This is a genomic window from Arthrobacter sp. B0316-5-4 (genome assembly GCF_059090325.1).
Window position 1 is genome coordinate 733887 of the sequence record NZ_JBNHFN010000004.1, and the last position, 23083, is coordinate 756969.

The following is a 23083-nucleotide window of genomic DNA, read 5'->3' on the forward strand; positions in this document are numbered from 1 at the left end:
TTCGACTTATTTTTGGCGCTGTGTCGGTGCGGCCTTCGTGTCCACGCTGGCCGTCAGTTCGTCGATGCGGTCCAGGGCTGTGCTGAGCCGGGTGACCGTGTCCCATAGCGTGGGGTGTTGCTCCCGTACTTGCTCCAGGTCGGCACCGGCTGACGTCAGCGAGCCGAGGTCGAAACTGACGTTGGTCCTGGCACCGGCAATCGCTGCCCTGAGCGCCCCGAAAGCAACCACGACATCGGCGATAAGCGCCGGATTTCCGTGCGAAGCAAGCCATCCGAGGTCCTCGATAGCTTCGATGGCCCGCTCGCCCAGGACAGCCGATGCTTTGGCCGCGTCAACGGATGCCCGGTGAATTGCTTCGTCGCGTTCCGGTCCCGGATCCAAGCGGAAGGCGGCGCCGAACGCCTTGGATGCGGCAGCGTCGTCGTCGGCCAGCCGCAGTGCCGTTTCGCGCAGTGCCTTGGCCCGCCCGTGCAACTCCTCCAACCTGGACTCCTGCTCCCCCTCAGCTTCCGTGTATCCGGCCACCATCGAGGTAAGCGACGCAGCGATGGCCAGCATCACCCCGGTTCCCGCGCCACCGCCGGGCGAGCCCGTGGACTGGGCGAGGGCCTCCGTCCACGCTTCCACGGTGGATGCCTGCGTAGTCACTGACCCGGAATCATTCATGGCACCAGTCTGCCCTTTGGCTTCCCAGCATGCGTGGATTTCGCATCGATACACTGGCCGTACCGACGACGTCGAAAGAAAAGGGCAAACCCATGACCATTGACCTCGAAGAGCTTTACAAAGACCTGCACGCGCATCCTGAACTCTCCTTCCAGGAGGTCCGGACCGCCGGGACCGCCGCCCAACACCTCCAGGATCTTGGCTTCACCGTGCACCGCAACGTGGGAAAGACAGGCGTGGTGGGTGTCCTGGAGAACGGCCCCGGCCCTGTGGTCATGCTCCGTGCGGACATGGACGCTCTTCCCGTCAAGGAAGCCACCGGCCTGGATTACGCGAGCACGGCGACAGGCGTCGATCATGAGGGCAAGGACGTTCCCGTCATGCACGCCTGCGGACACGATGTGCACGTGACCTGCCTGGTGGGGGCCATCGAAACACTGGCGGGGCAGCGGCAGGAATGGCAAGGCACCCTGATTGCGGTGTTCCAGCCTGCCGAGGAATGGGGTGGGGGCGCCCAAACCATGGTGGAGGACGGCCTCTACCACCAGGTTCCGAAGCCCGATGTCGTCCTGGGCCAGCACGTGGCGCCGTTCCCCGCCGGATGGTTCGGCATCCGCCCGGGCGTCACCATGGCATCCGCGGATTCCCTCAACGTGACCCTGCACGGACGCGGCGGCCACGGCTCCCGCCCCGAAACCACCGTTGATCCGGTCCTTATGGCTGCCGCGGCCACGGTCCGGTTGCAGGGCATCGTTTCACGGGAACTCGCCGCCAGCGACTCAGCAGTGGTGACGGTGGGACAAATCCATTCCGGAACCAAGAACAACATCATCCCCGAGACAGCGAGCCTTGGACTCAGTGTGCGGTCCTTCAGCAACACCACCCGGGATAGGATCCTGGGTTCCATCGAACGGATTATCCAGAGCGAAGCAACCGCTTCCGGTGCTGCCAAGGACCCGGAGTTCCATTACGAGGAGCACTTCCCCTTGACGGTCAACGATGAAGCCGCTGCCGCACGGGTGAAAGCCGCATTCCAGGCAATCTTCGGCGAAGGGCACATCATCGATCCGGGACCGGTGTCCGGCAGCGAAGACGTGGGAGCTTTGGCCAAGGCCGCCGATGCTCCCCTGGTGTTCTGGTTCCTGGGCGGAGCGGACCCTGCACTCTTCCAGGAGTTCGCCACTACGGGCCGCCTGCCGGAGGACATCCCCTCCAACCACTCCCCGTACTTTGCGCCCGTCATCCAGCCAACCCTCAAGCGCGGAACGGAAGCGCTGGTCATGGCGGCCCGCGAATTTCTCGGTACCGCCCCCAGCTAGGTCAGCCGCGCACGTCGAGCAGCAGCGGCCTGTCCGAAGCCGAACCCGAAGGAACGGCGTCGATGGCACTTAGCTGCGTGCCGGCGTCGTGCTTTAACCGCGTGAGGATGGCCACCGCGTCCGCCTGGGCATCAAGGACCCGACGGGCGCGGTCGGCCAGGGCAGCGGGCAAGGGACCGGCGTCTGCCGGCGGCACCCACCCCGCTGCCGGACCGCCCGAAACGGCAGCGGCAATGTCGTGTTCAAAACCGTCCAGGATCGCGGACCAGGCCTCAAGCGACTCCAAGGGCCCTGCCTGACGAAGCCGTGGCCGCAGCAACTGACGAAGCCGGAGCGCCAGCCGACAATGCAGCCGAGGCCTCGTGCCAGCCCTGGCGGAGCGGCTCCAGAAGGCCGATGCACTCCTTGGTCCGTTCCACGTCCCGGTAAATGTTGGCGCCGATCAGGGCTTCCATGGAGTAGTCGTAGATGCTCGCGAGTGAAGCCGCGCCATCCCAGGCATCGGTGCGCAGCGTGGAGCGCAGCTCAGCCACGATCGCCTGGGCATGCAGCAGGTTCTCCCGGGCCGTGTCCCAGTTGCTGCTTTCCTGCGCCAGCTGGGCGCGTTTGAGGTCGAGCAGGAGCCGATCGTAAAGCATGGTGAGCAGACGCGCCGGAGGTGCCGAGAGGACGGCGTCGTCGTTGTACCGGGAAAGTTGCTGGGCGCGGAGAGACATCATGCTCCTGAAGACTGCTTGGAGAGACTGGAAATTTGGCCGGACAACCACGCCGACTGGGACTGGAGGCCGCCGAGCAGCACCTCCATGTTGGTGTAAACGGATTGGAGGGTTGCGCGGCGGGTAATGAGGCGCTGATCCCAGTCGGCGATTCTGTTGCCAAGGTCGCGTACTTCAGATTCGCGGCCTTTGATCAGGCCGGACACCGCGCCCTTGTACGGATCAGCTGCCGCGGTGGCTGCCTCGGCGAGCCTGGCAGCCAGCCCCTGAACGGCTGCTTGCGTGGCGGCGGGGTCTGCTGCGAGGGACTTCGCGAACTTGTCGGCGTCGAAGGTGAAGTCGCCGGCCTTGGTGATGTTGATTCCATACTCGGAGGGCGACTTCCCGCCGATAGGCCGGGACAGTGCTGTGAGTACTTGGTCGTTGACGGCGCGGACGGTGCTGTTGCCGGTGAAGATTCCTGCTTTGGGCACTGTGGCGCCCTTGGCATCCGTGGTCTTGGAAACGGCCGAGTAGATGGCGATGAACCCCAGGACATCGTTCACCGACTTGACCAGGTCCTCGGCCTTCGTGGTGATCCCGGGAACGTCGCTGGCCACCGTCACGGTCACAGGCCCGGTGGTCACAGCCGTGGCCGTGACCGAAACGCCAGGAAGAACGTCCGCGAATGTATTCGTCCCGGACGTCAGGACCTGCGCGGCCGGCGTGCCGGCATACAGTGTGGCTTTGGCATCCTGGGCGGACTTCACGACGGCGGCACTTGGGTCCGCCATCAGGTCCACCGCGGTGCCGTCCCCCACTTGCGCGGAGGTTCCCTGGTAGGCGGTAAAGGCACCTGCCGCGCCCGCAGTGGTGGCAGTCAGCTGCAGACGGTAACTGCCGTTGCCGGCGGGAACCTTCACGGCGTGCGCGCCGGCCGAGGCTGCGTTGATCGCAGAAACCACGTCATCCAAGGAAGTCCCTGAGGGGGCGATCTCGGTCTTCTTACCCGTGGAATCGACAATCGTCAGCCGTTCAGGCACGCCGGCGTTGGACGGCCAGGAGGTCATGGCCGCCGTGACGTTGACCTGCGTTTGTGCCAGCTGCGTCACGGTCAGGTCGATCGATCCGGCGGCGGCCGCCGTCGTGGTCTTCGCGGTGATGGCAGGTGAGCTGCTGGTTGCGGTGAACAGGTTCAGGGCACCGGCAACAGTCCCGGCCGCCGAGAGGTCCTTCAGCGCCGTGAGTTTGGTGTTGAAGGATTGCAGCGTGGAAATGATGGTCTGGTTGGACGCCAGCTTGGTCTTGAGCTGGGTCTGCGGCAGGGCTTCGACGGACATCAACGAGTTGATGATGTCGGTGGTTTTGAGGCCGCTGACAAGGCCATCGATTGCTGTTCCCACGCGTGTCCCTTCCGGAAGGCTCGTATAACTGGGTGTCCGACGACGGCCGGCCAGGATGGGGCCTGGTCGGCCGCCGTCGACTCATGCGGCTAAATGCTGTGAAGGCTTAGCGCAGGAGGGACAGGACACCCTGGCCGGACTGGTTTGCCTGGGCCAGCATCGCGGTGCCGGCCTGGGACAGGATGTTGGCCTTGGTGTACTTGACCATTTCAGCTGCCATGTCCGTGTCGGCGATGCGGGACTGTGCGGCCTGCAGGTTTTCGCCGGAGACGTTCAGCGTCTTGATCGCGTGGTCCAGACGGTTCTGGTTAGCGCCAAGGTCCGAGCGCTGTGCGGAGACCGTGGTGATCGCTGCGTCAATCGCGGTGATCGTGGTCTGGGCTGCGGCGTTGGTGCTCACGTCGAAGCCGGTGGCGCCGGTGGCCGAGGACAGCGTGCCCGCAGCCGTTGCAACATCGCCGAGGTTGACGGAGATGGTGTCGTTGGCAGTACCAGCGGTGCCTACCTGGATGTTCTTGGAACCGCCCTTGAGCAGGTCGATGCCGTTGAAGTTGGTGGACTGCGTGATGCGGTCCAGCTCCTTGCCCAGCGAATCCGCTTCATCCTTGATGGCACCACGTGCTGCGGTGTTGTTGGTGTCCGATGCACCCTGGACTGCGAGGTCGCGCATGCGCTGCAGTACGGAGTGAACCTCGCTGAGGGCACCTTCTGTGGTCTGGATGAGGCTGATGCCGTCCTGGGCGTTGCGCGCTGCTACTGCAGAGCCGCTGACCTGGGACTTGAGGCCTTCCGAGATGGCAAGGCCGGCTGCGTCGTCTGCAGCACGGTTGATGCGCAAGCCGCTGGAGAGCTTCTCCATCGACTTGGACAGGGTGTCCTGGGTGGCGTTCAGGTTGCGGTACGCGTTGTTCGCCATCAGGTTGTTGTTGATCTGCATGCCCATGTTGTTTTCCTCCATGATGTGGACTTACTGTGCAACAGCCCATCCGTGGGCCGTCACACAGCACTATCGACTGGCCATCGCGGACCCGTTAGGAAAAATCCCAAGGAAAGATTCAGGGACCACGCCGCCTAACCCCAGCCGGCCATCGGCCGATAGCTAAAGGGGAGTTGGCGGGAGGTACGCCATCACAACCGCACCCGATACCGACCTGAACTGGAGTTGACCCCCTGTGGCCATCCATGAACTGTCAGCCCTGCTGTGGCGCGAGCGCGAACTTCTCGATCTCCTGACCTTCAAGCTCGAAGAAGAGCAACTGCTCCTGACAGCAGGCAAGTCCCGTTGGCTGCCCCACGGCACCAGGGAAGTGGAGCAGGTCCTGGAGCGCGTTTCCCAGGCCGGCCTGGCCCGTACGGTGGAGATCGCGGCCGTCGCCGCGCAATGGGGTGTCTCCCAGGACTGTTCCTTGGCCGAGTTGGCCGCCGCAGCGCCGGATCCCGCCTGGGCCGAGGTCCTCACGTCCCATGTCACGGCGATGCGCCAGCAGGCAGCGGCCATCAAGGAACTCCGCGATTCCAATGAACAATTCCTGCGCGCAGCCGTCCGTTCCACCCAGGAAACACTTGCCGACCTGAAACCCGCGGCCGGAACCTACGACTCCCACGGCCGGACCGGGGACCGATCGGCCGCGCACCTGGTCGACCGGCAATTCTGACCGTCCACTCAGCGAAAAGGACATCTTCACGTGAGCACTTTCGGCGGACTCAACACGGCCTACCGCGGCCTCACCGCGGCACAGCAGGCCATCAACCTGGCCGGCCAGAACATCGCCAACGCCACCACCCCCGGCTACACCCGCCAACGGCTGGACCAGTCGGCCATCGGCGCACCCGCCCCGATTGGCCTGAACCCGGCTACCGGCCAGGCCGGCCAAGGCGTCTCGGTGGACGGTATCGCGCGGCTCGGCAGCAGCTTCCTCGACGCCGGGGTTCGCAGGACCGGTGCCCAGTCCGGCTTTACCGGGATCCGGTCCACGGAACTCCAACGGCTTGAAGACACACTGCAGGAACCCGGGCCGCACGGTATTTCGACGGCGTTGCACACCTTTTGGGCATCATGGCAGGGAGTCTCCAACCACCCCGGCGAATCCGCTCCGGCGTCGGTCCTGCTTGAAGCGGCCGCTACCCTCAGCGAAACGGTCTCGGCCGGTTACAAAGCGCTCGACGCCCAGTGGAGCCGGGTGCGGGGTGAAACCTCGGCCACCGTGGAAGAACTGAACGACACAGCAGGAAGGGTGGCCGACTTGAACGCCACCATTCGCTCGGTCCTGGCCTCAGGGGGTTCCGCGAACGAACTCATTGACACGAGGAACCAGCTGACCGAGTCCATAGCTGCGCTGGCGGGCGGCACCGTCCGGGAGAATCCGGACGGCACCGCGGACGTGTTCATCGGTGGCAACGCCCTGGTATCGGGGACGTCGCACCGCGCGCTCACGCTGGCGGGACAAACCTCCATGGGCGGCCCCGGACAGCCGGTTCAGTTGGAGTGGGCGGACCGCTCGGGTCTGGCGGTAAACCTCGACGGCGGCCAACTCGCCGGAGCGGTCTCGCTCCTGGCCCCTGCGGCCGCGGGAAGCAAGGGAGCCGGAACGGGGGGCGCGATCGCCGAAGCAGCAGCGGCTTACAACGCCTTTGCCACCCAGGTGATGAACGACGTCAATGCAGTCCACCGCACAGGCCAGACGGCCAGCGGTGCGGGAAACCTGGACTTCTTCACCAGCACGCCCGGCGTCCCCGTCGCACTGTCCCTCCGGGTGGTTCCCACCAGTGCCGCGGGAATCGCTACCGGCGCACCTGGTGCAGGCTCCCTGGACGGCAGCATCGCGGACGCCGTGGCCCAAATCGGCTCGAAGCCGGACGCGCCGGACACTTTCTGGAACGGAGTGGTGGCAGGGATTGGGATGGCTTCCAGGTCAGCCCAGCAGCACTCGCAACTGGCAGACGCGGCGAGTGTCGCCGCCGTCGGGCAGCGTTCCTCTGCCGCCTCGGTGAGCCTTGATGAGGAGAACGTCGCACTTCTCGCCAGCCAACACGCCTACCAGGCTGCGGCGCGCGTCATGACCGCTATCGACGAAGCCCTGGATGTCCTGATTAACCGCACCGGATTGGTGGGAAGGTAAGCCGTGCTCAATCGCGTCACCAACCAGATGATGTCAGCCTCCGCGCAGCGGAACCTCCAGACCGCCCAATCCCGGCTCGCGGAGTTGCAGGAACGGGCCCAGACCCTGAAGAACATCAGCCGCCCATCCGACGACCCCGCGGGTGCCGCCCAAGCCATCGCCATGCGGGCCCAGCTCAGCGCGGCCACGCAATACGGCTCCAACATCAGCGACGGCAATGGCTGGCTCGCTGCTGCGGACACGGCTTTGGGACAGTCCACCAACATCCTCAACCGCGTTCGCGACCTCGTGGTCCAGGCCTCCAACGGCACCCTCAACAGCAGCGCCAAGGAGGCCATCGCCGTCGAGATCGAAGGCCTGGGCAAGGACCTGCTGACCCAGGCCAATACGCAGTACCTGGGCCGCAACGTCTTCGCCGGCAGTTCGGACACCGTGGGCGCGTTCACCAACACCACTCCCCCGACGTACGTGGGCGCAGGAGGTGGTTCCGTGGAACGTCGCGTTGACGCCGCCCGGACGGTGCGCGTGGATTCCGACGGCGGTGCGATCTTTGGGGATGGCGCCGGCTCCGTTTTCGCCTTGGTGAGTGACGTCGTCACCGATATCCGTTCCGGCGCCGATCCCAACGCCCGGCTGGCCGCGATCGGCGACCGGATCAAGGCCGTGATCGATGGCCGCTCGGATGTTGGCATGCGGCAAACGCGGCTCGGGCAGGCCCAGGATTCGCTGGAGGGGATGAAGGCTACGCTGGAAAGTCAAAGGTCCCGTGTGGAAGACATGGACCTGGGAAAGGCGGTCATGGATTTGAAATTGCAGGAAACCAACTACCAGGTGGCACTCGCCGTTTCGGCCAAGGTGCTCCAGCCGACACTCATGGACTTCCTCCGATGAGCACAGCACTGGCGTTCGACACCCTGGCTTTCGCCTCCCCCATGCCGGGGCTGGAAGCAGCCGACGGATTCTCCCTGCGCGGCATCGCCGGCGCAGAAGGTCTTTACGCGCTGGAAGTGGAAGAGCCGCGCGTGCGGATGTTCGTAGCTGATGCCTCCGTGTACGTTCCGGACTATGAGCCGGCCATTCCGGCGGCGTCCTTGGCGGCCCTGGGACTTGCCAGTGTTGCCAACGCGACGGTCCTGGTGGTGGTCAACCCGGCTCCGGAAAAGACCACCGTGAACCTCATGGCACCCCTCCTGGTCAATGCGGAAGGCACCTGCCTCCAAGTGATCCTGGACGGCGCCGTGTATCCGCTCCGGGCAGAGCTGGCCCGCCAGGTGTAGTGTCCCGGCAGGTTGTTGACACGGTTTGCGCAGCGGAAAGGCGCTGCCGGGGCAGCGCCTTTCAGTGGATCAGTTGGTCGATTCAGTCCAGGATGATGCCTAGACTTTCTCGCGGATGCGGTCGATCTTCGGTTCGGAAACCTCGAATTCCCTGCGACGGCGGGCCAGGAAGGTCCACAGCGTTCCTTCCGTCCGTGGACGGCTCCCTGCTGCGGCTTCTGTTTCCTTGACTGGCTCAGACGTGTGTGTCTCGGGCTTGCGCGCGGAGTCCTTATTCGTGCGCCGCTCGAAGTCGTCATAGTACGCGTAGCACATACCCAACCTCCTTCAACGGCTGTCCCTTAATGTTCCTCGCTCTTGGTGCCTACGTCGACCCTTTTGCTCAGATTCGGATGCAGGGCGGTTTCTAACCAACGTCGCAACACCTACTGAAAGAGGTGTTGCTTCGTGCGTAGGCCAGGAAACAGGTCCGACAACATGCGGGACCAGCTCATCGAGACCTTCGGAAGTATGCCAGCTACGTTACGGAGGACACTGACATGGGACCGGAGATCTGAGATGGCTGAGCACGCCGAGGTCACGGCTGCTCTGGGCATGCTCGTATACTTTTGCGATCCGGCCAGCCCCTGGCAGCGGGCGTCGAACGAAAACGCCAATGGTCTTCTTCGTCAGTACTTTCGAAAGGGAGACGACTCAAGCGAAGTCGAACCGACTGATGTGCTGTTCGCCGCTTAGGAGATCAACAGCCGTCCCAGGGCCGTCCTGGACTGGCTCACCGCATCTGAGAAGTTCGCGACGTATCACGCCACTGCCACCTTGAATCACGCCCCAAGAGCGCACAATGTTGCTGAGCCAGCGAGAGTATCGCGATAGCGTCCAGTTTGGGTGTCCCGTAAGGGGATCCCCTTAGGGGAAAAGGTATGACACCAAGCGAGCACAACGTACTGCCGTACTAACCGAGCAACACCATAGAGTAAAAGTGGACATCCATGTGGCCAGCTTCAAATCAGAGTCCGCGACCGTCTTAGTCCAGACTTGGCGCATCGGTCCGATCCCCGAACTTGTATTCTTGTCCAGACTGACGGCTGTCAGCACATCACTCGAGCTCTTTGGAAATCAAATGAATAAGAACACTCTGCGAGGCTTCGCGCTGTCCGGTCTGCTGGTTATGGGACTTTCCGCCTGCGGCATGGGAGGTACTTCTACGGATACGTCGTCCGCCTCTGCGAATGAGTCAGCGGCCCCGGCTGGAGTCCCCTTCAAGACATACACAAAAGCAGAGCTAGGCCAGATTGTGGACGGTGTTCGAGACTCCAACGACGCACGTCTTCTGGTGATGCCAGACGATCGTCTGCAGGACACCCTCAAACAGGTCAAGGGTGTTGTGACCAACAGCACGGTTGAGCCGGCTGCATGTGCAGAGTTCGCAGTGGGGGGTGGCCCGCTGCTGGAAGAAGGGACGACCATAAGCATTGGTGCATCGGCGAGCTCAACTGCCCAATCCCTGGTGTTGTTGACCTTGATTTCCGGGCTGTCCGAAGACAGAGTGAAAGATTTGATGGCTGGCAAATCCACCAACGTAGCCTCTTGTGGCACCATGCAGGCAACGATCATGGGGCAAAGCGTCGAGGCAAGCACGAAGAGCATGTCGACTTCCGCCAAGACCGAAGGAGCGTTGGCGTACAAAACGTCAGCAATTGTTCCCGGTGGCGGTTCCCAGGATCAGCTGATCCTAACGGCAGCCAAAGGTGGCATCGTCCTCATTAGCCAGTCATCTGGAACGACGGTGGAGGACTCCGATCTCCCGAAGCTTGAGTCCATGCTGGACCAAGCCGCAGCACTCATCAAATAACGACCGAACGAGATAGATACGGAAAGAACAACCCTGAAAAAGCAGCTGTTTGTCTTTCTAGTTGCAACAGCAATGACGCTGGTCGCCGCTCCGGCCGCTTGGTTGACGCTTCTGATCATCCGCGGGGAAGCTCCAAATCCGATAGTGGTTGGTGCACTGTCTCTCATAGGGCCGCTGGTTGGCGTCCTGACTGCCTCCAGGTTTTGGGATGACCGGGAGACAACGCGACAGCGTATTGCCCAAGACGGAAAAAACATCCGGGAAGATTCCGTGGACTAACGGATCCTGCGGCACCGGCCGATTCGCCCCGTGCTGCAGGCGTCCGGTCAGGGATCCCTCACCGGACACCTGTTTCCTCATTAGGTAATACAGTCCTTTGGTCCCAGCGGAACGGTCTTTGATCCCTCGCGCACTAGCTGAAAGCACCTGGCGTCGTCGACGAGATCGATTCCGAACTCCAGCACTCGCTCGGAGGACGACTGGCCGAGATAGAGCTGCCTTGTCACTTTCGACCCGCTCAACCACAGCATTCCTGAACCTAAATCCCATGTCCCTGTTGAGGTGTAGGAACCGGAAGGTCCAGATTTCCAGTCTCCGTCACCCAAGGGATCCAGATAGCTAGGAGCGTTTTCGAGCGTGAAGGTTTTGTCCTGCATCAGGGTGAGGCGAGTCTCGCCATTGACCCATGTCCCACCGATCTCGGCTGCTGTAGGCGCAGGTAGCGGCTGCTCAGGACTGCAGGCCGTGAGCGAAGCCACGACCACCAACCCTGCGGTCATGCGTCTGAATAAACTCATATCCATCCTTCAGCAGGTCATAACTGGATCATAAGGGCACCGAGTCAAATACTTTCCCCCGAGCTGCGCAGCTGTGAGTGCTTCAACCTGATCGGCGCCCATCCACCGGACGCCCAGCGTCCCTTTCTACTACGCTCCCCTTCGCCCTAGCCCTTGCCCTCGGGCCGGCACCCCAAATCGAAGAGCGTCTCTCACGGCGTCGGGTAACCAAAGGAGTGCCGTAAGCCGATCCTTTATCGGACGGACGCTAAAGCCCGAGCGCTTCCACCGCAGCTGTCAGTTCTTCGCCGGGATCCAGAACGATCTGGCCCTTGGCGGCCCAGGGATTCGGAGGGTAGGAGTCCTCCAGCTCGAAGGAGATTCGCACGTGCCCATCGTGCTTCGCAGAGAGCTGGAAGTCTCCCTCCAGAGAGTCGAACGTTTTGTCGCCGTCCCAGCCCCGCCAGTTGTGTTCGAGTTCCTCGAAATAAGAAAGAAGCGCTGACCACCTGTCGAAGTCGTAGACTCGTTTGCTGGCTCGGAGTCCTTCGAGGTTGGCCGTGACTACGAGGTAATCAGATGTGCCGTCCGGATTGCGTTCTGTCGGTTCAGCACGGAAGTGAAGCTGGCCTTGACGACCGATGATCACTTTATTCATGACCTCATTCTGCATCCAGTTGATTCTTTGACTTGCAGCCGAAGCACCCTGCGGCGAGCAGGACGTAACGACGATCGCGTCTCGATAAAGGATCCACTACCGGGCACAGAAGCGAGTTATGCAGATCGAGATTCCAAGATCTCCCGAGCACGATAATGAACAAATCCCTTTCGATCCAGGTCACCGGACTGAAAGGATCTTTGAATGGGTGCCAGGGTTAGTCGTTGTTTTGAGTACTCAACCATCGCGCCCACTAGCCGCTGGACTTCGGCCTCACGCGTCGCGTTGTCCAGATCGAAGTCCAGGCTGAAGGCCTGACGTACTTCGTACACGCCGGCTACCGGTGAGAACCTTTCCAGCGAAAACACCAGAAAGCATCCGTTCGCGTTCTTCACCCGCTGGCCTTCATGGAGCACGAAGATTTCGATCCCACACATCAATGAGAATCTCGCCCCATGCCTTGACTCCAAGGTGTAAATCCAAGCCACATCGGAGCCTTCAACGATCCAGCTCGACCCATGCTTCGCTGCCCCAGCCTGCGTCATGGCAGACCTGACCAGCTTCCGAAACTCTGCAACCGTCATCGTCCCGTCCTCTCAACGACTGACAGTACTAGGACTTCTCGCTCTTCTAGCGGCCACTCCTTCATTCGATGATCTAAAGCTCGGAACCTTGTCAGTGCCCCTAAACGAGTGCCCGCAAGCCGGTCGTCCACCGGCCGGCCGTGCGCTCCCAAATGGGCTCATCAAAATCCCGTAGTTCCGGGGAACCCAGATTCCCGTATGACCCGCCCGCAAAACTGCCCGGTGAAGGTGCCCTAAACGCTACACGTCCGCCCTGCTAGTAACGGGTGATCATCACACGCCCGGCTTACCATGAAGGTTCACAGCAAACCTGTTACGACGATCCTTGGAAATCGCCCAGTCCAAATTCGGATGTTGTTTAGATGCGGCCCGTTGCCGCCAACCGGGCAGCTTCCACGGCCAGGGTGGTCTCTTCAAGGATCAGGTCCGCGTTGATGGCAGCCGCGGCCATGCCTCCTGACGCCGCCGACGCCATGACCTGGCCCGTGAGGTCCGTGACGTTTCCAGCCGCCCACACCCCGGGGACCGAGGTAGCCCCGCCGGGCTGGCTCACTTCGACGTGGCGACCCACACCCATCGGGTGTTCCACCGTGGCGATACCCAAGGATTCAAGGATCGCGGACCGCGCCTCCACCCGCGGCCCGGCCACGAGTGCGTCCACGGGAACTACCTTTCCGGATTCCAGGACCACACCGGCCAACGCATCGTCGGCAACTTCCAGGGAACGGACCTTGCCCTCCACCACAGTGATGGAACGGGCCGCGAGTTGCTCCCATTGCTCCTCGGTTGGCTCCACAATGTCGTTGAGGAAGAGCGTGATGGATGGGCTCCACTGTCGGAACAGCAGTGTTTGGTGCAAGGCCATGGGCACGGATCCCAGGATGCCGATTGCCTTGTTCCTGACTTCCCACCCATGGCAGTACGGGCAGTGCAGGACGTCCTTGCCCCAGCGCTCCGTGATCCCCTCCACATCGGGCAGTATGTCCACCACGCCGGTGGTGACCAGCAGACGGCGGGCACCCACTGTGCGGCCGTCCGCCAGGTCCACCTCGAAGGCGGGCGGCCCAACGGTGCCCGGTTCCGGCGTCGTACGCTGCTCCCCCGTGGAACGCGCAGCGACGGCCTCCCCGCGCACGACGTCGGCCCCGTAATGGATTGCCTCCCGGCGGCCCAATTCCTGCAGCTCCATGGGGCTGATTCCATCCCGGGAGAGGAAGTTGTGCACGCCCGCTGCGGGCGCGTTCCTGGGCTCGCCGGCGTCGATCACCAGGACCGAGCGAAGGGCGCGTCCCAAGCTGACGGCCGCACTTAACCCAGCCGCGCCACCACCAACAACCACGACGTCGTACTGTTCGGCTATCCGGCTGTTTACTGTTTGCTGATCCACTATGCCTCCACGTCATCGAAGCGGCCCCATGCCGCTTCTTCCATGGTTTGGCACATCGCCAGCAAACGGCAAGGAAGTTTGCCACTATGGCAAACTTGATTCATGGCAACAGACTTCAGCCCCATGCTCGACGCCGTCGGTCCCCGCCTGAGGGCGATGCGGACGCAGCGCAACGTGACCCTCGCGGAAGCTTCGGAAGCCACAGGCATCTCCGTCAGCACCCTCTCCAGGCTGGAGTCGGGCCAACGTAAGCCGACCCTGGAGCTGCTCCTGCCCTTGGCGCGACTCCATCAGGTCCCGCTGGAGGAGCTGATTGACGCCCCGGAAACCGGCGATCCACGCATCCACCTCAAGCCCCACGTCCACCCTTGGGGCACAGCCCTTCCCTTGACGCGACGACCCGGCGGCATCCAGGCATTCAAAATGGTGCTCAGGGGCGCTACCGGCAAGGAAACTCCTGAGCCGCAGTCACACGAGGGCTACGACTGGATGTACATCCTCAATGGCCGGCTGCGGCTGATCCTGGGCGGGAACGACTTTGTGCTGAAGCCTGGCGAAGTGGCCGAATTCGATACGCGAACGCCACATTGGTTCGCAAGCGCCACCAAGGACCCGGTGGAGCTGCTCACACTCTTCGGCCAGCAGGGCGAACGAATGCATGTGCGGGCACGCCCACAGCGCCAGGGCTAGGACGCGAGCCGCTCACGCTCGCTGCGGCGGGCGGTCCCGGGTTCGGGTTGGTTGATTTCGGCCCACACTTCATCTAGGGACAGGCCCAGGACGTCGGCTATCGCGGCCACCGTGGGGAAGGCGGGGGTAGCTACCCTTCCGGATTCGATCTTCCGGAGGGTTTCAGGGGAGACCCTGGCATCCAAGGCGGTTTCGAGCATGGACCTCCCTCCCCTGGCGCGTCGCAAAAGGGCGCCGAGACGCTGTCCGCGCTCGGCCTCTGCGGGTGTGAGGGGCAGCCTGACCATGGCTCCAATTCTAATACCGGGATAATATGGCCGGGATAGTTATTGGTAATCCCCGCGAAAGGTCCTCCATGATCGAGATCCTGACCCCCGCCGAACTGCTCCGAGCAAAGGACTCCGGCGCCCTGGTCGCCAACATCCTGCACACACTCAAGGACCGGTGCACAGTGGGCACGAACCTCCTGGAGATCAACCAGTGGGCCAAGGAAATGATCCTCGAAGCGGGCGCGCAGTCCTGCTACGTCGACTACGCACCATCCTTTGGCCGGGGACCATTCGGGCACTACATCTGCACCGGTGTCAACGACGCCGTCCTCCATGGAAAGCCCCACGACTACGCCCTTGCCGACGGCGACCTGCTGACCCTGGACCTCGCGGTCTCCCTGCGGGGCATTGCCGCAGACTCCGCGATCAGCTTCATCGTGGGCGACTCGAAGCCCGCCGAAAGCGTGGCGATAATTGAAGTGACCGAGCGCGCCCTGCGTGCCGGGATTGCCGCGGCCCACCCGGGGGCCCGGATCGGCGACCTCTCCTACGCCATCGGTTCCGTTCTCACCGACGCCGGGTACCCGGTCAACGTCGAATTTGGCGGGCACGGCATCGGATCCACCATGCACCAGGACCCGCACGTACCCAACATGGGCCGCCCCGGGCGCGGATACAAACTGCGCCCCGGCCTGCTGCTCGCGCTCGAGCCGTGGGTCATGGCGGACACCGCGCAGCTTGTCACCGACGCCGATGGATGGACCCTGCGCAGCGTAACCGGCTGCCGCACTGCCCACAGCGAGCACACCATCGCCATCACCGCTGACGGAGCGGAAATCCTGACCCTGCCCAGCCTCGGCGGGTAACCCGTCCCGGACTGCCCGGGAGGTCACATATGAACGGCATTCATTGGGGGCCTTGCGTCGGGCCGTGACACAGGCCATACTAAATGAACACTATTCATTTAGTGACTGTCGTCTCACCGGAGTACATGCCACCATGATTGAAATTACCTGCCTCGAAGCCCCCACTTCCCTGGCCCGCACCGAACCTTCCACCCGCACCCCGCTGCGGGTCGGCGTCGTCCAGCACCGCTGGCATGCCGATCCTGCTGCCCTGCGCGCCGAACTCAACGAGGGCATCGAGCGCGCGGCGAAACTGGGAGCAACGGTTGTGTTCCTGCCCGAGCTCACCCTCTCCCGCTACCCGGCGGACACGAAGCCGGAGAACAACCCGGCCGCGGGTGTCCGCCCGTCAGACATCACCGAGGACCTGCTCACCGGCCCTACCTTCACGTTTGCCGCCGAAGCAGCCAGGAAGTACGGCGTGTCCGTCCACGCGTCCCTGTACCAGCGGGCAGAAAATCCGGACGGGAGCGACGACGGACTGGGCCTTAACACCGCCATCCTGGTCTCACCCGCAGGTGAGCTCGTGGCACGCACCCACAAGCTGCACATCCCCGTAACGGCCGGCTACTACGAGGACAAGTTCTTCCGTAAAGGCCCCGAAGCCGACGACGCCTACGCGGTCCACGCTCCCGCAGAACTGGGTGGCGCACGGCTGGGCATGCCCACGTGCTGGGACGAATGGTTCCCCGAGCTTGCCCGCGTCTACTCCTTGGGTGGTGCGGAAATCCTGGTCTACCCCACCGCTATCGGCTCCGAGCCGGACCACCCCGACTTCGACACCCAGCCGCTCTGGCAGCAGGTCATCGTGGGCAACGGCATCGCCAACGGCCTGTTCATGATCGCGCCCAACCGTTACGGCAATGAAGGGACCTTGAACTTCTACGGTTCCTCCTTCATCTCCGACCCCTACGGGCGCATCCTGGCACAGGCACCCCGCGACGAATCGGCGGTCTTGGTAGCCGACCTGGACCTCGACCAGCGCAAGGATTGGCTCACGCTGTTCCCGTTCCTGGCCACCCGCCGCCCGGAAACCTACGGCCGCCTCACGGAACCCGTGAACCCGGACGCTCCCCTCGGCGCCCAGCCCCAGGCAGTTTCCGCATGAGCGCCTGGCGCATGCCGTCCGAAACGGCTCCCCAGGATCGCGTGTGGATGGCCTTCCCCACCGGCGGTTACGCCCTGGGCGACACCGAGGAAGAAGCACACGCTGCGCGCTCCACTTGGGCTGCCGTCGCCAACGCCATCCTCGAGTTCGAACCGGTCACCATGGTGGTTGCGCCCGACGACGTCGAAACCGCCGCGCGCTACCTCGACCCCCGCGTCGAGGTACTGACCGCTGAGCTGAACGATGCCTGGATGCGGGACATCGGGCCGTCGTTCGTGTTGGATGCGAACAAGCAGCTCGGAGCCGTGGACTGGATCTTCAACGGCTGGGGCGGCCAGGACTGGGCCGAGTGGGACAAGGACTCGCTGGTCGCAGCTGACGTGAGCCAGCGCGCCAACGCCCTGCACATTCCGTCCGGAATCGTCAACGAAGGCGGCGGCATCCAGGTGGACGGCGAAGGTACCGTCCTGGTCACCGAGACCGTTCAGTTGGACCAGGGCCGCAACCCAGGGTTGACCAAAGCGGACATCGAAGAGGAACTCGCCCGCACCATCGGCGCCACCCACGTGGTCTGGCTGCCCCGCGGACTGACCCGCGACTCCGAGAAATTCGGCACCCGCGGTCACGTGGACATCGTGGCGGCCATTCCGAGCCCGGGCACCCTGCTGGTCCATTCGCAGCAGAATCCCGAGCACCCAGACTACAAGGTTTCCCGCGAAATCATCGACTTCCTGCGCACCACCCATGACGCAGCAGGCCGGGAGTGGAACATCATCGAAGTTCCCGCCCCCGAAACCCTTACCGACGACGAAGGGTACGTGGACTACAGCTACATCAACCACCTCGTGGTCAACGGCGGCGTCATTGCCTGCAGTTTCAACGACCCCATGGACGAGAAAGCACTCCGCATCCTCGCCGACGCCTACCCCGGACGCCGCGTTGTCAGCGTTGACGCGCGCGAGTTGTTCGCCCGCGGCGGCGGGATCCACTGCATCACGCAGCAGCAACCTACGGCCATCTAGAAAGGGCCTCACATGAGCCAGACAATCCGCACCGGTGCTTCCAAAAGCACCGCTGACGCTGCAGAGTCGCACGACATCAGCGGCAAGGGACTGAAGACGGGGCAGTTGGGGCTCCTCGCCGTCGTCGTTCTTGGCATTTCAACCATCGCCCCGGCGTACACCCTGACGGGTGCGCTCGGACCGACCGTCAACGAAGTCGGGCTCCAGTTGCCCGTCATTTTCCTGATCGGGTTCATTCCCATGATCCTGGTGTCGCTCGCTTACCGGGAGCTCAACGCTGACTCCCCGGACAGCGGCACCACGTTCACCTGGGTCACCAAAGCCTTTGGCCCGTGGGTTGGCTGGATGGGTGGCTGGGGCCTGCTCGCAGCGAACATCATCGTCCTGTCCAACCTGGCAGGCGTCGCGGTGGACTTCTTCTACCTGTTCTTGGCCCAGGCCACGGGCTCACCCGAGCTTGCGGACCTGGCCTCTAACAAGCTCCTGAACGTGGTCACCTGCTTCGTCTTCGTGGCATTGGCCGTCTGGATCAGCTACCGCGGCCTGCACACCACCAAGATCGTGCAGTACGGCCTGGTCGGGTTCCAGCTGCTGGTCCTTGGCCTGTTCGTCGCCATGGCGTTTGCCAACTGGTCCACCTCCGAGACCGCAATCCCGTTCAGCTGGGACTGGTTCGACGTGACCAAGGTAGAAACCTTCGGCCAAATTGCGGCCGGCATCTCGTTGTCGATCTTCGTGTACTGGGGCTGGGATGTCTGCCTCACGGTCAACGAAGAAACGGCCAACGGCAAGAAGACAGCCGGACTCGCAGGCACGCTCACCGCTGTCATCGTCCTGGGCATCTACCTGCTGGTCACCATCGCCACCATGATGTTCGCCGGTGTAGGAGACACGGGAATCGGCCTGAACAACGCCGAGAACCATGCCAACGTCTTCACCGCGCTGGCCTCCCCGGTCATGGGTCCGTTCGCCATCCTCATGTCCCTCGCGGTGCTGTCCTCCTCCGCGGCTTCCCTGCAGTCCACGTTTACGTCGCCGTCCCGCAGCCTGCTTGCCATGGCGCACTACGGCGCCCTGCCTGGGCGGTTCAGCCACATGAGCAAGAAGTTTTCGACGCCGGGCTTCGCCACCGTTGCTGCGGGCGTCCTGTCTGCGGGGTTCTACGCGGTGATGCACGTGATCAGCGAGAACGTCCTTAACGACACCATCCTGGCCCTCGGCCTGATGATCTGCTTCTACTACGGGCTCACCGCGATCGCCTGTGTTTGGTACTTCCGCAACAGCGTCTTCTCCAGCGCCCGGAACTTCTTCCTCCGGCTTGTTTGCCCGTTGCTGGGTGGCCTGGGCCTGTTCGTGGTGTTCATCCAGACCGCCGTGGACAGCTGGGATCCGGAGTTCGGCAGCGGTTCGGAAATCTTCGGTGTGGGGCTCGTGTTCGTGCTTGGCATCGGAATCCTGGCCCTGGGTGGCGTGGTCATGCTGATCCAGGCCCGCATGCGTCCCGGATTCTTCCGTGGCGAGACCATCCGGAAGGACACCCCGGCCCTGGTAGTGCCGGAGTAGCCGGTTCCCCAGGCCCGCGTTCCGCCGAGTTCGTGGGAAAGCGGCCAGCTCGCAGGGAAGTTTCCCGCGAACTGGCCGCTTTCCCGCGTTTTGGCGAGCCGCAGCCGTCCCGATCACCAGTGGTGGGCGACGTCCACTACCAGTCGGGACCCGCCGTCGGGCCCGTCCAAGGTGAGAACCCTGAACGGAAGCCGGGCACGGACACCCAGCCCAATGCTGGTGGTTCCTTCGAAGCTGCCCGCGAAGACCACCTGGCGGAACGTCTGGTAACCGGAAACGTTGGACAGTTCCGCCTTGGCCGCGGGTTCATAGGTGGGCTGGCCGCCCTGGTTGTACGACGGCGCCGTCACAACCACCTGCAGGTCCGCGTCCCCAAGCACCGGGATGGGGAAGCCGGTGGGGTCCTGGGTCACCACCGGAACATACTGCACGGAGTAGCCGGCAACCTTCCCGGCCATATCGATCACCAGGCGGTCGAAGCACGGCTGCTGGCCGGTGCGGACGCCTGTGACGTTGGCGGCGCTCATATCGGAATCGGCCTTAGCCAGTGAACCCCATGAGATGCCGCAATATGTGGCTGCCGAGGCTGGTCCCGGCGCCACCAGACCGAGTCCGGCTGTTGCCACCACGGCCGCCAAACCCGCTCCCAATTTCCTCATTTTTTGTGCCCCCTTCAGGCTACGTTGATACTTCAACATTAGGAGGCCGGGAGGGGCTTGGGGCGGGTTGTGGCCGCTTCGGCACGCAACCGTTAAAGGGTGCGCCGCTCGGTTACGGGAGGGTCATGGCAGGGCACTGCAGGCGGTGTTCAAGGGCCGAAAATGGGGTCTCCGTACCTTTGTTCGTGATCGAAGATAACGAGACCCCGGCGTTACCTAGCCTTCGCAGTCCTTGCAGTACTTCAAACCGTTCTTTTCCAAAGCAACCTGCGACCGGTGGCGGACCAGGAAACAGGAACCACAGGTGAATTCGTCGGACTGCTCAGGGACCACAATGACGGTCAGCTCTTCGCCCGAAAGGTCAGCGCCGGGAAGGTCGATTCCTTCGGCGGTGTCGATGTCTTCAACGTCGATGACCGCGGTCTGTGCACCGCCGCCACGGGATGCCTGGAGGGCCTCAAGCGATTCAGCGGGAGACTCTTCTTCTGTCTTGCGCGGGGCGTCGTAATCAGTAGCCATTGAGTGTTCGCTTTCGTTGCTGCATAGTGCCTATTCCGGCACCTCAGTGATGCAGTTTAGGGCATGGCACCCGCGATTTACGAAAACTGTGCCCAACGCAACATTCTTAGGCTTTCCGACACGTCCGAGGGCTATATACCCGGCCTTGAAGCGTGGGACTGAATGGCCTGCGAACCTGCAACGGTCACCCCGCTGAGTGCCGGCAACCACGTCAGATCCGCGGCGCCGGATCCGGGGTTCCCCGAGTCCGGCCCAGCGCAGTCCATCACGTAAGCGGCTTCAATCACGGAGCCCAGCTTGGCGAGCACGGTGGCGGCCCAGCCTCCAAGAGTCGATGCGATCATGCGGCCACGCTATCCGCCGCGTGGTCCGGGGCGGTTTCAGGTACGTCACGGGCTTGTTAACTGTCAGGCCCCCGTGTTCAGTCCGCCAGCGCCAGCTCAACGATGTACTCCGCGATGGCCATCGACGACGTCGCCCCCGGCGAAGGTGCGTTGCGCACCATCACCGTGTCCCGGCGTCGTGCAATCACAAAGTCGTCCACCAGCGAACCGTCTCCGTTCATGGCCTGGGCACGTACTCCGCGCGTACCCGGCAGGACGCTGGCACCCTCGAGCGAGGGCACGAATCGCATTGCTTCACGGATGAACTTTTTCTTGCTGATGACGGTCTGGAATTCCCGGGCAGCAGACGGCACATTGTGCCGGGCAAAATTCCAGAATCCGGGAAAGAGCGTGTAATCAAGGACGTCGCGGACATTGACGTCTTTCCAAGCGTAGGATTCACGCCCAAAGGAGATAAACGCATTGGGGCCCAGCATCATTTCGCCGTCTATGCGTTTGGTCAGGTGCACGCCGAGGAAAGGATGCTTCGGGTCCGGCACGGGATAAATCAGGCCCTTCACGTGTTCCCTGGCTTCGCGCCCCAGAAGGAAGTATTGCCCGAAGAAAGGCACAATCCGCGGAGTCGGGGGCTCTCCGGTTGCTTTGGCGAGGCGGTCGGATTGAAGGCCGGCGCACGTAACCATCAGGTCATAGTGTTCGGTGCCGTCTTTTGTGGACACCACCACGCCGCTCCCCTGCTGTTCCAGCGACGTCACCTCCGTCCCAAGGCGGATGGTCCCGCCGGCGGCGCGGACGTCGTCGGCGAGCGCTTCGGTGATAGCTGCGTAGTCGACGATCGCCGTTTCGGGTGAGTGCAAAGCAGAAAGCCCGACGGCGTTCGGCTCCACCTCGGGTATCTGGTCACCGCGCAGCATCCGTGCTCCTGGGACCCCGTTGGCCGTGGCACGCGCGAAGATGTTGTCCAGGCGTTTCTGCTCTTCGGGCGTTTGGGCGATGACCAGTTTCCCGCAAGCCTCGTAGGGAAGTCCCTTGGCGGCGCAAAATTCCTGGAGCAGTTGCACTCCGCGGCGGCACAACCGGGCTTTCAGGCCGCCGGGTTCGTAGTAGAGGCCTGCGTGGACAACGCCGGAGTTGTGCCCGGTCTGGTGGGCCGCGAGGTGGTCTTCCTTTTCATAAACGGTGACCTGGACGTCGTCGAGCGTGTTGGCAAGCTCCCTGGCCACGGCGACGCCGATGATCCCGCCCCCAACCACCGCGGCGCGCTTGATGCTTCGTGTGGACATGGCACTCCTCGTCGTTGGGGTCGGTCCGCGTCAGTCACAGCATGTCATGCCGGACCCGATGGCGGGTGCAGGCCGGGCACGCAAAAGGGGCGGCACACTGGGTGCCGCCCCTTCTGTTTGGTGCGTGTAAGACTAGGCCGTCGGCTGGTCGAAACGCTGGCCGGCCGGGTTGGACGGCAGGAGCGAAAAGACCAACAGTGCCAGTCCGCCGAGGCCCGGAATCAGGCCGATGAGGACGAGCCAGCCACTGAAGTTGCCATCGTGAAGGCGACGAACCAGCAGGGCGATGGACGGGATCAGGACAGCCAGGTAGAAGACGACAATCAGGATAAGCCCGACCACTGCGCCCGGCCCCGGAACGGAGTTTCCGCTGGAGTCGACCGTCGCACCTGCTGCACCGAGAATGCCGGTGAGCAACTGAAGAACGAAGCCGACGACGCCCAGAACCAGTGCAACCCACCAGTATTCACTGCGGCTGGCGCGGCCGTTGAAGGCGGTGTACTTCTTGAAGAAACGCTTGACTGCTGCGCCGATCGGGGCGCCGTAGTAGGGAGCCCACAGTGGCGGCTCGCCGGCTTGTGCGGCGTAGGGCTGGGTCTGTTGAGGTTGTTGCGGGTAAGTGCTCATTGGTAATTCCCCCGGTTTAGGTTTGACGCGCTCAGGTGATGAGTCGTGCCTTATCGTAATGCCCCCGGAGCCAATAAAGCAGTTTGATGGACAAAGTTAACCCGGATTTAGCCTGTTGACGGATTGTGTCTCCCCCAAACCCTCACTCACAAACCACCCCCTTCCCCCAAACCCTCACTCACAAACCACCCCCTTCCCCCAAACCCTCACTCACAAACCACCCCCTTCCCCCAAACCCTCACTCACAAACCACCCCCTTCCCCCAAACCCTCACTCACAAACCACCCCCTTCCCCCAAACCCTCACTCACAAACCACCCCCTTCCCCCAAACCCTCACTCACAAACCACCCCCTT

The 23083-nt window shown here is 63.1% G+C and carries 28 protein-coding genes; 12 read left to right on the top strand and 16 right to left on the bottom strand.

The annotated features are described in order from the left end of the window. Window positions 1-6 precede the first annotated feature (6 nt). The gene (locus AC5RU9_RS15360; protein ID WP_494017106.1) at window positions 7-669 is read right to left on the bottom strand and encodes a cyclodeaminase/cyclohydrolase family protein; all 663 of its coding nucleotides are present in this window, start codon (window positions 667-669) and stop codon (window positions 7-9) included. 92 nt (window positions 670-761) lie between these two features. Between AC5RU9_RS15360 and AC5RU9_RS15365 the strand changes: the two genes are divergently transcribed. Beyond that, window positions 762-1988, top strand: a complete 1227-nt coding sequence (locus AC5RU9_RS15365) for an amidohydrolase (protein WP_494017144.1) — start codon at window positions 762-764, stop codon at window positions 1986-1988. 1 nt (window position 1989) lies between these two features. Here the strand turns inward: AC5RU9_RS15365 and AC5RU9_RS15370 are convergent, their stop codons facing one another. The 4 genes from AC5RU9_RS15370 to AC5RU9_RS15385 all read right to left on the bottom strand — a co-directional run bounded on the left by AC5RU9_RS15370 (window position 1990) and on the right by AC5RU9_RS15385 (window position 5029). After that, window positions 1990-2274, bottom strand: a complete 285-nt coding sequence (locus AC5RU9_RS15370; RefSeq protein WP_211712804.1) for a hypothetical protein — start codon at window positions 2272-2274, stop codon at window positions 1990-1992. Continuing rightward, on the bottom strand, window positions 2261-2707 hold the full coding sequence (gene fliS / locus AC5RU9_RS15375) for a flagellar export chaperone FliS (protein WP_494017107.1): 447 nt from the start codon (window positions 2705-2707) through the stop codon (window positions 2261-2263). Before fliS ends, AC5RU9_RS15370 begins: the two co-directional genes overlap by 14 nt. After that, the gene (gene fliD / locus AC5RU9_RS15380) at window positions 2704-4086 is read right to left on the bottom strand and encodes a flagellar filament capping protein FliD (RefSeq protein ID WP_494017108.1); all 1383 of its coding nucleotides are present in this window, start codon (window positions 4084-4086) and stop codon (window positions 2704-2706) included. The genes fliS and fliD overlap by 4 nt, the downstream gene beginning before the upstream one ends. Window positions 4087-4192: 106 nt before the next feature. Further along, on the bottom strand, window positions 4193-5029 hold the full coding sequence (locus AC5RU9_RS15385; RefSeq protein WP_283091489.1) for a flagellin N-terminal helical domain-containing protein: 837 nt from the start codon (window positions 5027-5029) through the stop codon (window positions 4193-4195). 229 nt (window positions 5030-5258) lie between these two features. Here AC5RU9_RS15385 and AC5RU9_RS15390 point away from each other — a divergent pair, with 229 nt between their 5' ends. The 4 genes from AC5RU9_RS15390 to AC5RU9_RS15405 are packed head-to-tail and all read left to right on the top strand — an operon-like array spanning window position 5259 to window position 8482. Further along, window positions 5259-5741, top strand: a complete 483-nt coding sequence (locus tag AC5RU9_RS15390) for a flagellar protein FlgN (RefSeq protein WP_494017109.1) — start codon at window positions 5259-5261, stop codon at window positions 5739-5741. A 30-nt stretch (window positions 5742-5771) separates the two neighbouring features. Continuing rightward, on the top strand, window positions 5772-7205 hold the full coding sequence (gene flgK, locus AC5RU9_RS15395) for a flagellar hook-associated protein FlgK (protein WP_494017110.1): 1434 nt from the start codon (window positions 5772-5774) through the stop codon (window positions 7203-7205). 3 nt (window positions 7206-7208) lie between these two features. Then, window positions 7209-8096 (top strand): flagellar hook-associated protein FlgL, encoded by an 888-nt coding sequence (flgL, locus tag AC5RU9_RS15400; RefSeq protein WP_494017111.1) that lies wholly within the window; start codon window positions 7209-7211, stop codon window positions 8094-8096. Further along, the gene (locus tag AC5RU9_RS15405) at window positions 8093-8482 is read left to right on the top strand and encodes a flagellar assembly protein FliW (protein WP_494017112.1); all 390 of its coding nucleotides are present in this window, start codon (window positions 8093-8095) and stop codon (window positions 8480-8482) included. The genes flgL and AC5RU9_RS15405 overlap by 4 nt, the downstream gene beginning before the upstream one ends. A gap of 99 nt (window positions 8483-8581) precedes the next feature. Here the strand turns inward: AC5RU9_RS15405 and AC5RU9_RS15410 are convergent, their stop codons facing one another. Then, window positions 8582-8797 (bottom strand): hypothetical protein, encoded by a 216-nt coding sequence (locus tag AC5RU9_RS15410; protein WP_494017113.1) that lies wholly within the window; start codon window positions 8795-8797, stop codon window positions 8582-8584. Window positions 8798-8929: 132 nt separating this feature from the next. Between AC5RU9_RS15410 and AC5RU9_RS15415 the strand changes: the two genes are divergently transcribed. Together AC5RU9_RS15415 and AC5RU9_RS15420 are read left to right on the top strand one after the other, a co-directional pair. Continuing rightward, on the top strand, window positions 8930-9217 hold the full coding sequence (locus AC5RU9_RS15415; protein ID WP_494017114.1) for an IS30 family transposase: 288 nt from the start codon (window positions 8930-8932) through the stop codon (window positions 9215-9217). Window positions 9218-9602: 385 nt separating this feature from the next. Next, on the top strand, window positions 9603-10334 hold the full coding sequence (locus tag AC5RU9_RS15420; RefSeq protein ID WP_494017115.1) for a hypothetical protein: 732 nt from the start codon (window positions 9603-9605) through the stop codon (window positions 10332-10334). 359 nt (window positions 10335-10693) lie between these two features. Here AC5RU9_RS15420 and AC5RU9_RS15425 read toward each other — a convergent pair whose 3' ends face one another. The 4 genes from AC5RU9_RS15425 to AC5RU9_RS15440 form a co-directional block, all read right to left on the bottom strand. Continuing rightward, window positions 10694-11131 carry a hypothetical protein gene (locus AC5RU9_RS15425; RefSeq protein ID WP_494017116.1) on the bottom strand — a complete coding sequence of 146 codons (438 nt, stop codon included), beginning with the start codon at window positions 11129-11131 and terminating at the stop codon, window positions 10694-10696. 247 nt (window positions 11132-11378) lie between these two features. Continuing rightward, the gene (locus AC5RU9_RS15430) at window positions 11379-11768 is read right to left on the bottom strand and encodes a DUF6228 family protein (protein WP_494017117.1); all 390 of its coding nucleotides are present in this window, start codon (window positions 11766-11768) and stop codon (window positions 11379-11381) included. Window positions 11769-11884: 116 nt separating this feature from the next. After that, window positions 11885-12352 carry a hypothetical protein gene (locus tag AC5RU9_RS15435; protein WP_494017118.1) on the bottom strand — a complete coding sequence of 156 codons (468 nt, stop codon included), beginning with the start codon at window positions 12350-12352 and terminating at the stop codon, window positions 11885-11887. Window positions 12353-12710: 358 nt separating this feature from the next. After that, the gene (locus AC5RU9_RS15440) at window positions 12711-13739 is read right to left on the bottom strand and encodes an NAD(P)/FAD-dependent oxidoreductase (RefSeq protein WP_494017119.1); all 1029 of its coding nucleotides are present in this window, start codon (window positions 13737-13739) and stop codon (window positions 12711-12713) included. 102 nt (window positions 13740-13841) lie between these two features. Here AC5RU9_RS15440 and AC5RU9_RS15445 point away from each other — a divergent pair, with 102 nt between their 5' ends. Next, window positions 13842-14429 carry a helix-turn-helix domain-containing protein gene (locus AC5RU9_RS15445; protein ID WP_494017120.1) on the top strand — a complete coding sequence of 196 codons (588 nt, stop codon included), beginning with the start codon at window positions 13842-13844 and terminating at the stop codon, window positions 14427-14429. On the opposite strand, the gene AC5RU9_RS15450 is transcribed toward AC5RU9_RS15445, so the two are convergent. Further along, window positions 14426-14716, bottom strand: coding sequence for a helix-turn-helix domain-containing protein (locus AC5RU9_RS15450; RefSeq protein ID WP_494017121.1), 291 nt, complete (start codon window positions 14714-14716; stop codon window positions 14426-14428). The two genes, AC5RU9_RS15445 and AC5RU9_RS15450, sit on opposite strands and share 4 nt — an antisense overlap. 68 nt (window positions 14717-14784) lie before the next feature. Here AC5RU9_RS15450 and map point away from each other — a divergent pair, with 68 nt between their 5' ends. The 4 genes from map to AC5RU9_RS15470 all read left to right on the top strand — a co-directional run bounded on the left by map (window position 14785) and on the right by AC5RU9_RS15470 (window position 19296). Next, entirely contained in the window at window positions 14785-15564 is a 780-nt protein-coding gene (gene map, locus AC5RU9_RS15455; RefSeq protein ID WP_494017122.1) for a type I methionyl aminopeptidase, read from the top strand. 133 nt (window positions 15565-15697) lie between these two features. Further along, window positions 15698-16711: a nitrilase-related carbon-nitrogen hydrolase gene (locus tag AC5RU9_RS15460; RefSeq protein WP_211712792.1), complete on the top strand. Its 1014-nt coding sequence runs from the start codon at window positions 15698-15700 to the stop codon at window positions 16709-16711. Continuing rightward, on the top strand, window positions 16708-17733 hold the full coding sequence (locus AC5RU9_RS15465) for an agmatine deiminase family protein (RefSeq protein WP_211712791.1): 1026 nt from the start codon (window positions 16708-16710) through the stop codon (window positions 17731-17733). The genes AC5RU9_RS15460 and AC5RU9_RS15465 overlap by 4 nt, the downstream gene beginning before the upstream one ends. Before the next feature lie 12 nt (window positions 17734-17745). Beyond that, window positions 17746-19296, top strand: a complete 1551-nt coding sequence (locus tag AC5RU9_RS15470) for an APC family permease (RefSeq protein ID WP_211712790.1) — start codon at window positions 17746-17748, stop codon at window positions 19294-19296. Window positions 19297-19409: 113 nt separating this feature from the next. On the opposite strand, the gene AC5RU9_RS15475 is transcribed toward AC5RU9_RS15470, so the two are convergent. From AC5RU9_RS15475 to AC5RU9_RS15495, 5 genes are all read right to left on the bottom strand, one after another. Further along, complete coding sequence (locus AC5RU9_RS15475; RefSeq protein WP_211712789.1) at window positions 19410-19955, bottom strand: AMIN-like domain-containing (lipo)protein; 546 nt, start codon at window positions 19953-19955, stop codon at window positions 19410-19412. 216 nt (window positions 19956-20171) lie between these two features. Beyond that, on the bottom strand, window positions 20172-20474 hold the full coding sequence (locus AC5RU9_RS15480; RefSeq protein ID WP_211712788.1) for a DUF4193 domain-containing protein: 303 nt from the start codon (window positions 20472-20474) through the stop codon (window positions 20172-20174). A gap of 131 nt (window positions 20475-20605) precedes the next feature. Further along, a complete protein-coding gene (locus AC5RU9_RS15485) occupies window positions 20606-20818 on the bottom strand; it encodes a hypothetical protein (protein ID WP_494017123.1) in 213 nt (70 codons plus the stop codon). 77 nt (window positions 20819-20895) lie between these two features. Next, a complete protein-coding gene (gene lhgO / locus AC5RU9_RS15490) occupies window positions 20896-22101 on the bottom strand; it encodes an L-2-hydroxyglutarate oxidase (RefSeq protein WP_494017124.1) in 1206 nt (401 codons plus the stop codon). Window positions 22102-22233: 132 nt separating this feature from the next. Further along, a complete protein-coding gene (locus tag AC5RU9_RS15495) occupies window positions 22234-22728 on the bottom strand; it encodes a DUF805 domain-containing protein (protein ID WP_211712785.1) in 495 nt (164 codons plus the stop codon). Window positions 22729-23083: the final 355 nt, after the last annotated feature.

Coding starts and splice junctions, on each gene's coding strand:
- AC5RU9_RS15450 (WP_494017121.1), bottom strand. CDS start 14,716: ATGGTCAGGCTGCCCCTCACACCCGCAGAGGCCGAGCGCGGACAGCGT.
- AC5RU9_RS15360 (WP_494017106.1), bottom strand. CDS start 669: ATGAATGATTCCGGGTCAGTGACTACGCAGGCATCCACCGTGGAAGCG.
- AC5RU9_RS15475 (WP_211712789.1), bottom strand. CDS start 19,955: ATGAGGAAATTGGGAGCGGGTTTGGCGGCCGTGGTGGCAACAGCCGGA.
- AC5RU9_RS15465 (WP_211712791.1), top strand. CDS start 16,708: ATGAGCGCCTGGCGCATGCCGTCCGAAACGGCTCCCCAGGATCGCGTG.
- AC5RU9_RS15445 (WP_494017120.1), top strand. CDS start 13,842: ATGGCAACAGACTTCAGCCCCATGCTCGACGCCGTCGGTCCCCGCCTG.
- AC5RU9_RS15495 (WP_211712785.1), bottom strand. CDS start 22,728: ATGAGCACTTACCCGCAACAACCTCAACAGACCCAGCCCTACGCCGCA.
- map (WP_494017122.1), top strand. CDS start 14,785: ATGATCGAGATCCTGACCCCCGCCGAACTGCTCCGAGCAAAGGACTCC.
- AC5RU9_RS15425 (WP_494017116.1), bottom strand. CDS start 11,131: ATGAGTTTATTCAGACGCATGACCGCAGGGTTGGTGGTCGTGGCTTCG.
- AC5RU9_RS15485 (WP_494017123.1), bottom strand. CDS start 20,818: ATGATCGCATCGACTCTTGGAGGCTGGGCCGCCACCGTGCTCGCCAAG.
- AC5RU9_RS15405 (WP_494017112.1), top strand. CDS start 8,093: ATGAGCACAGCACTGGCGTTCGACACCCTGGCTTTCGCCTCCCCCATG.
- AC5RU9_RS15470 (WP_211712790.1), top strand. CDS start 17,746: ATGAGCCAGACAATCCGCACCGGTGCTTCCAAAAGCACCGCTGACGCT.
- AC5RU9_RS15460 (WP_211712792.1), top strand. CDS start 15,698: ATGATTGAAATTACCTGCCTCGAAGCCCCCACTTCCCTGGCCCGCACC.
- AC5RU9_RS15430 (WP_494017117.1), bottom strand. CDS start 11,768: ATGAATAAAGTGATCATCGGTCGTCAAGGCCAGCTTCACTTCCGTGCT.
- AC5RU9_RS15420 (WP_494017115.1), top strand. CDS start 9,603: ATGAATAAGAACACTCTGCGAGGCTTCGCGCTGTCCGGTCTGCTGGTT.
- AC5RU9_RS15385 (WP_283091489.1), bottom strand. CDS start 5,029: ATGGGCATGCAGATCAACAACAACCTGATGGCGAACAACGCGTACCGC.
- AC5RU9_RS15410 (WP_494017113.1), bottom strand. CDS start 8,797: ATGTGCTACGCGTACTATGACGACTTCGAGCGGCGCACGAATAAGGAC.
- AC5RU9_RS15480 (WP_211712788.1), bottom strand. CDS start 20,474: ATGGCTACTGATTACGACGCCCCGCGCAAGACAGAAGAAGAGTCTCCC.
- lhgO (WP_494017124.1), bottom strand. CDS start 22,101: ATGTCCACACGAAGCATCAAGCGCGCCGCGGTGGTTGGGGGCGGGATC.
- AC5RU9_RS15365 (WP_494017144.1), top strand. CDS start 762: ATGACCATTGACCTCGAAGAGCTTTACAAAGACCTGCACGCGCATCCT.
- fliS (WP_494017107.1), bottom strand. CDS start 2,707: ATGATGTCTCTCCGCGCCCAGCAACTTTCCCGGTACAACGACGACGCC.
- AC5RU9_RS15435 (WP_494017118.1), bottom strand. CDS start 12,352: ATGACGGTTGCAGAGTTTCGGAAGCTGGTCAGGTCTGCCATGACGCAG.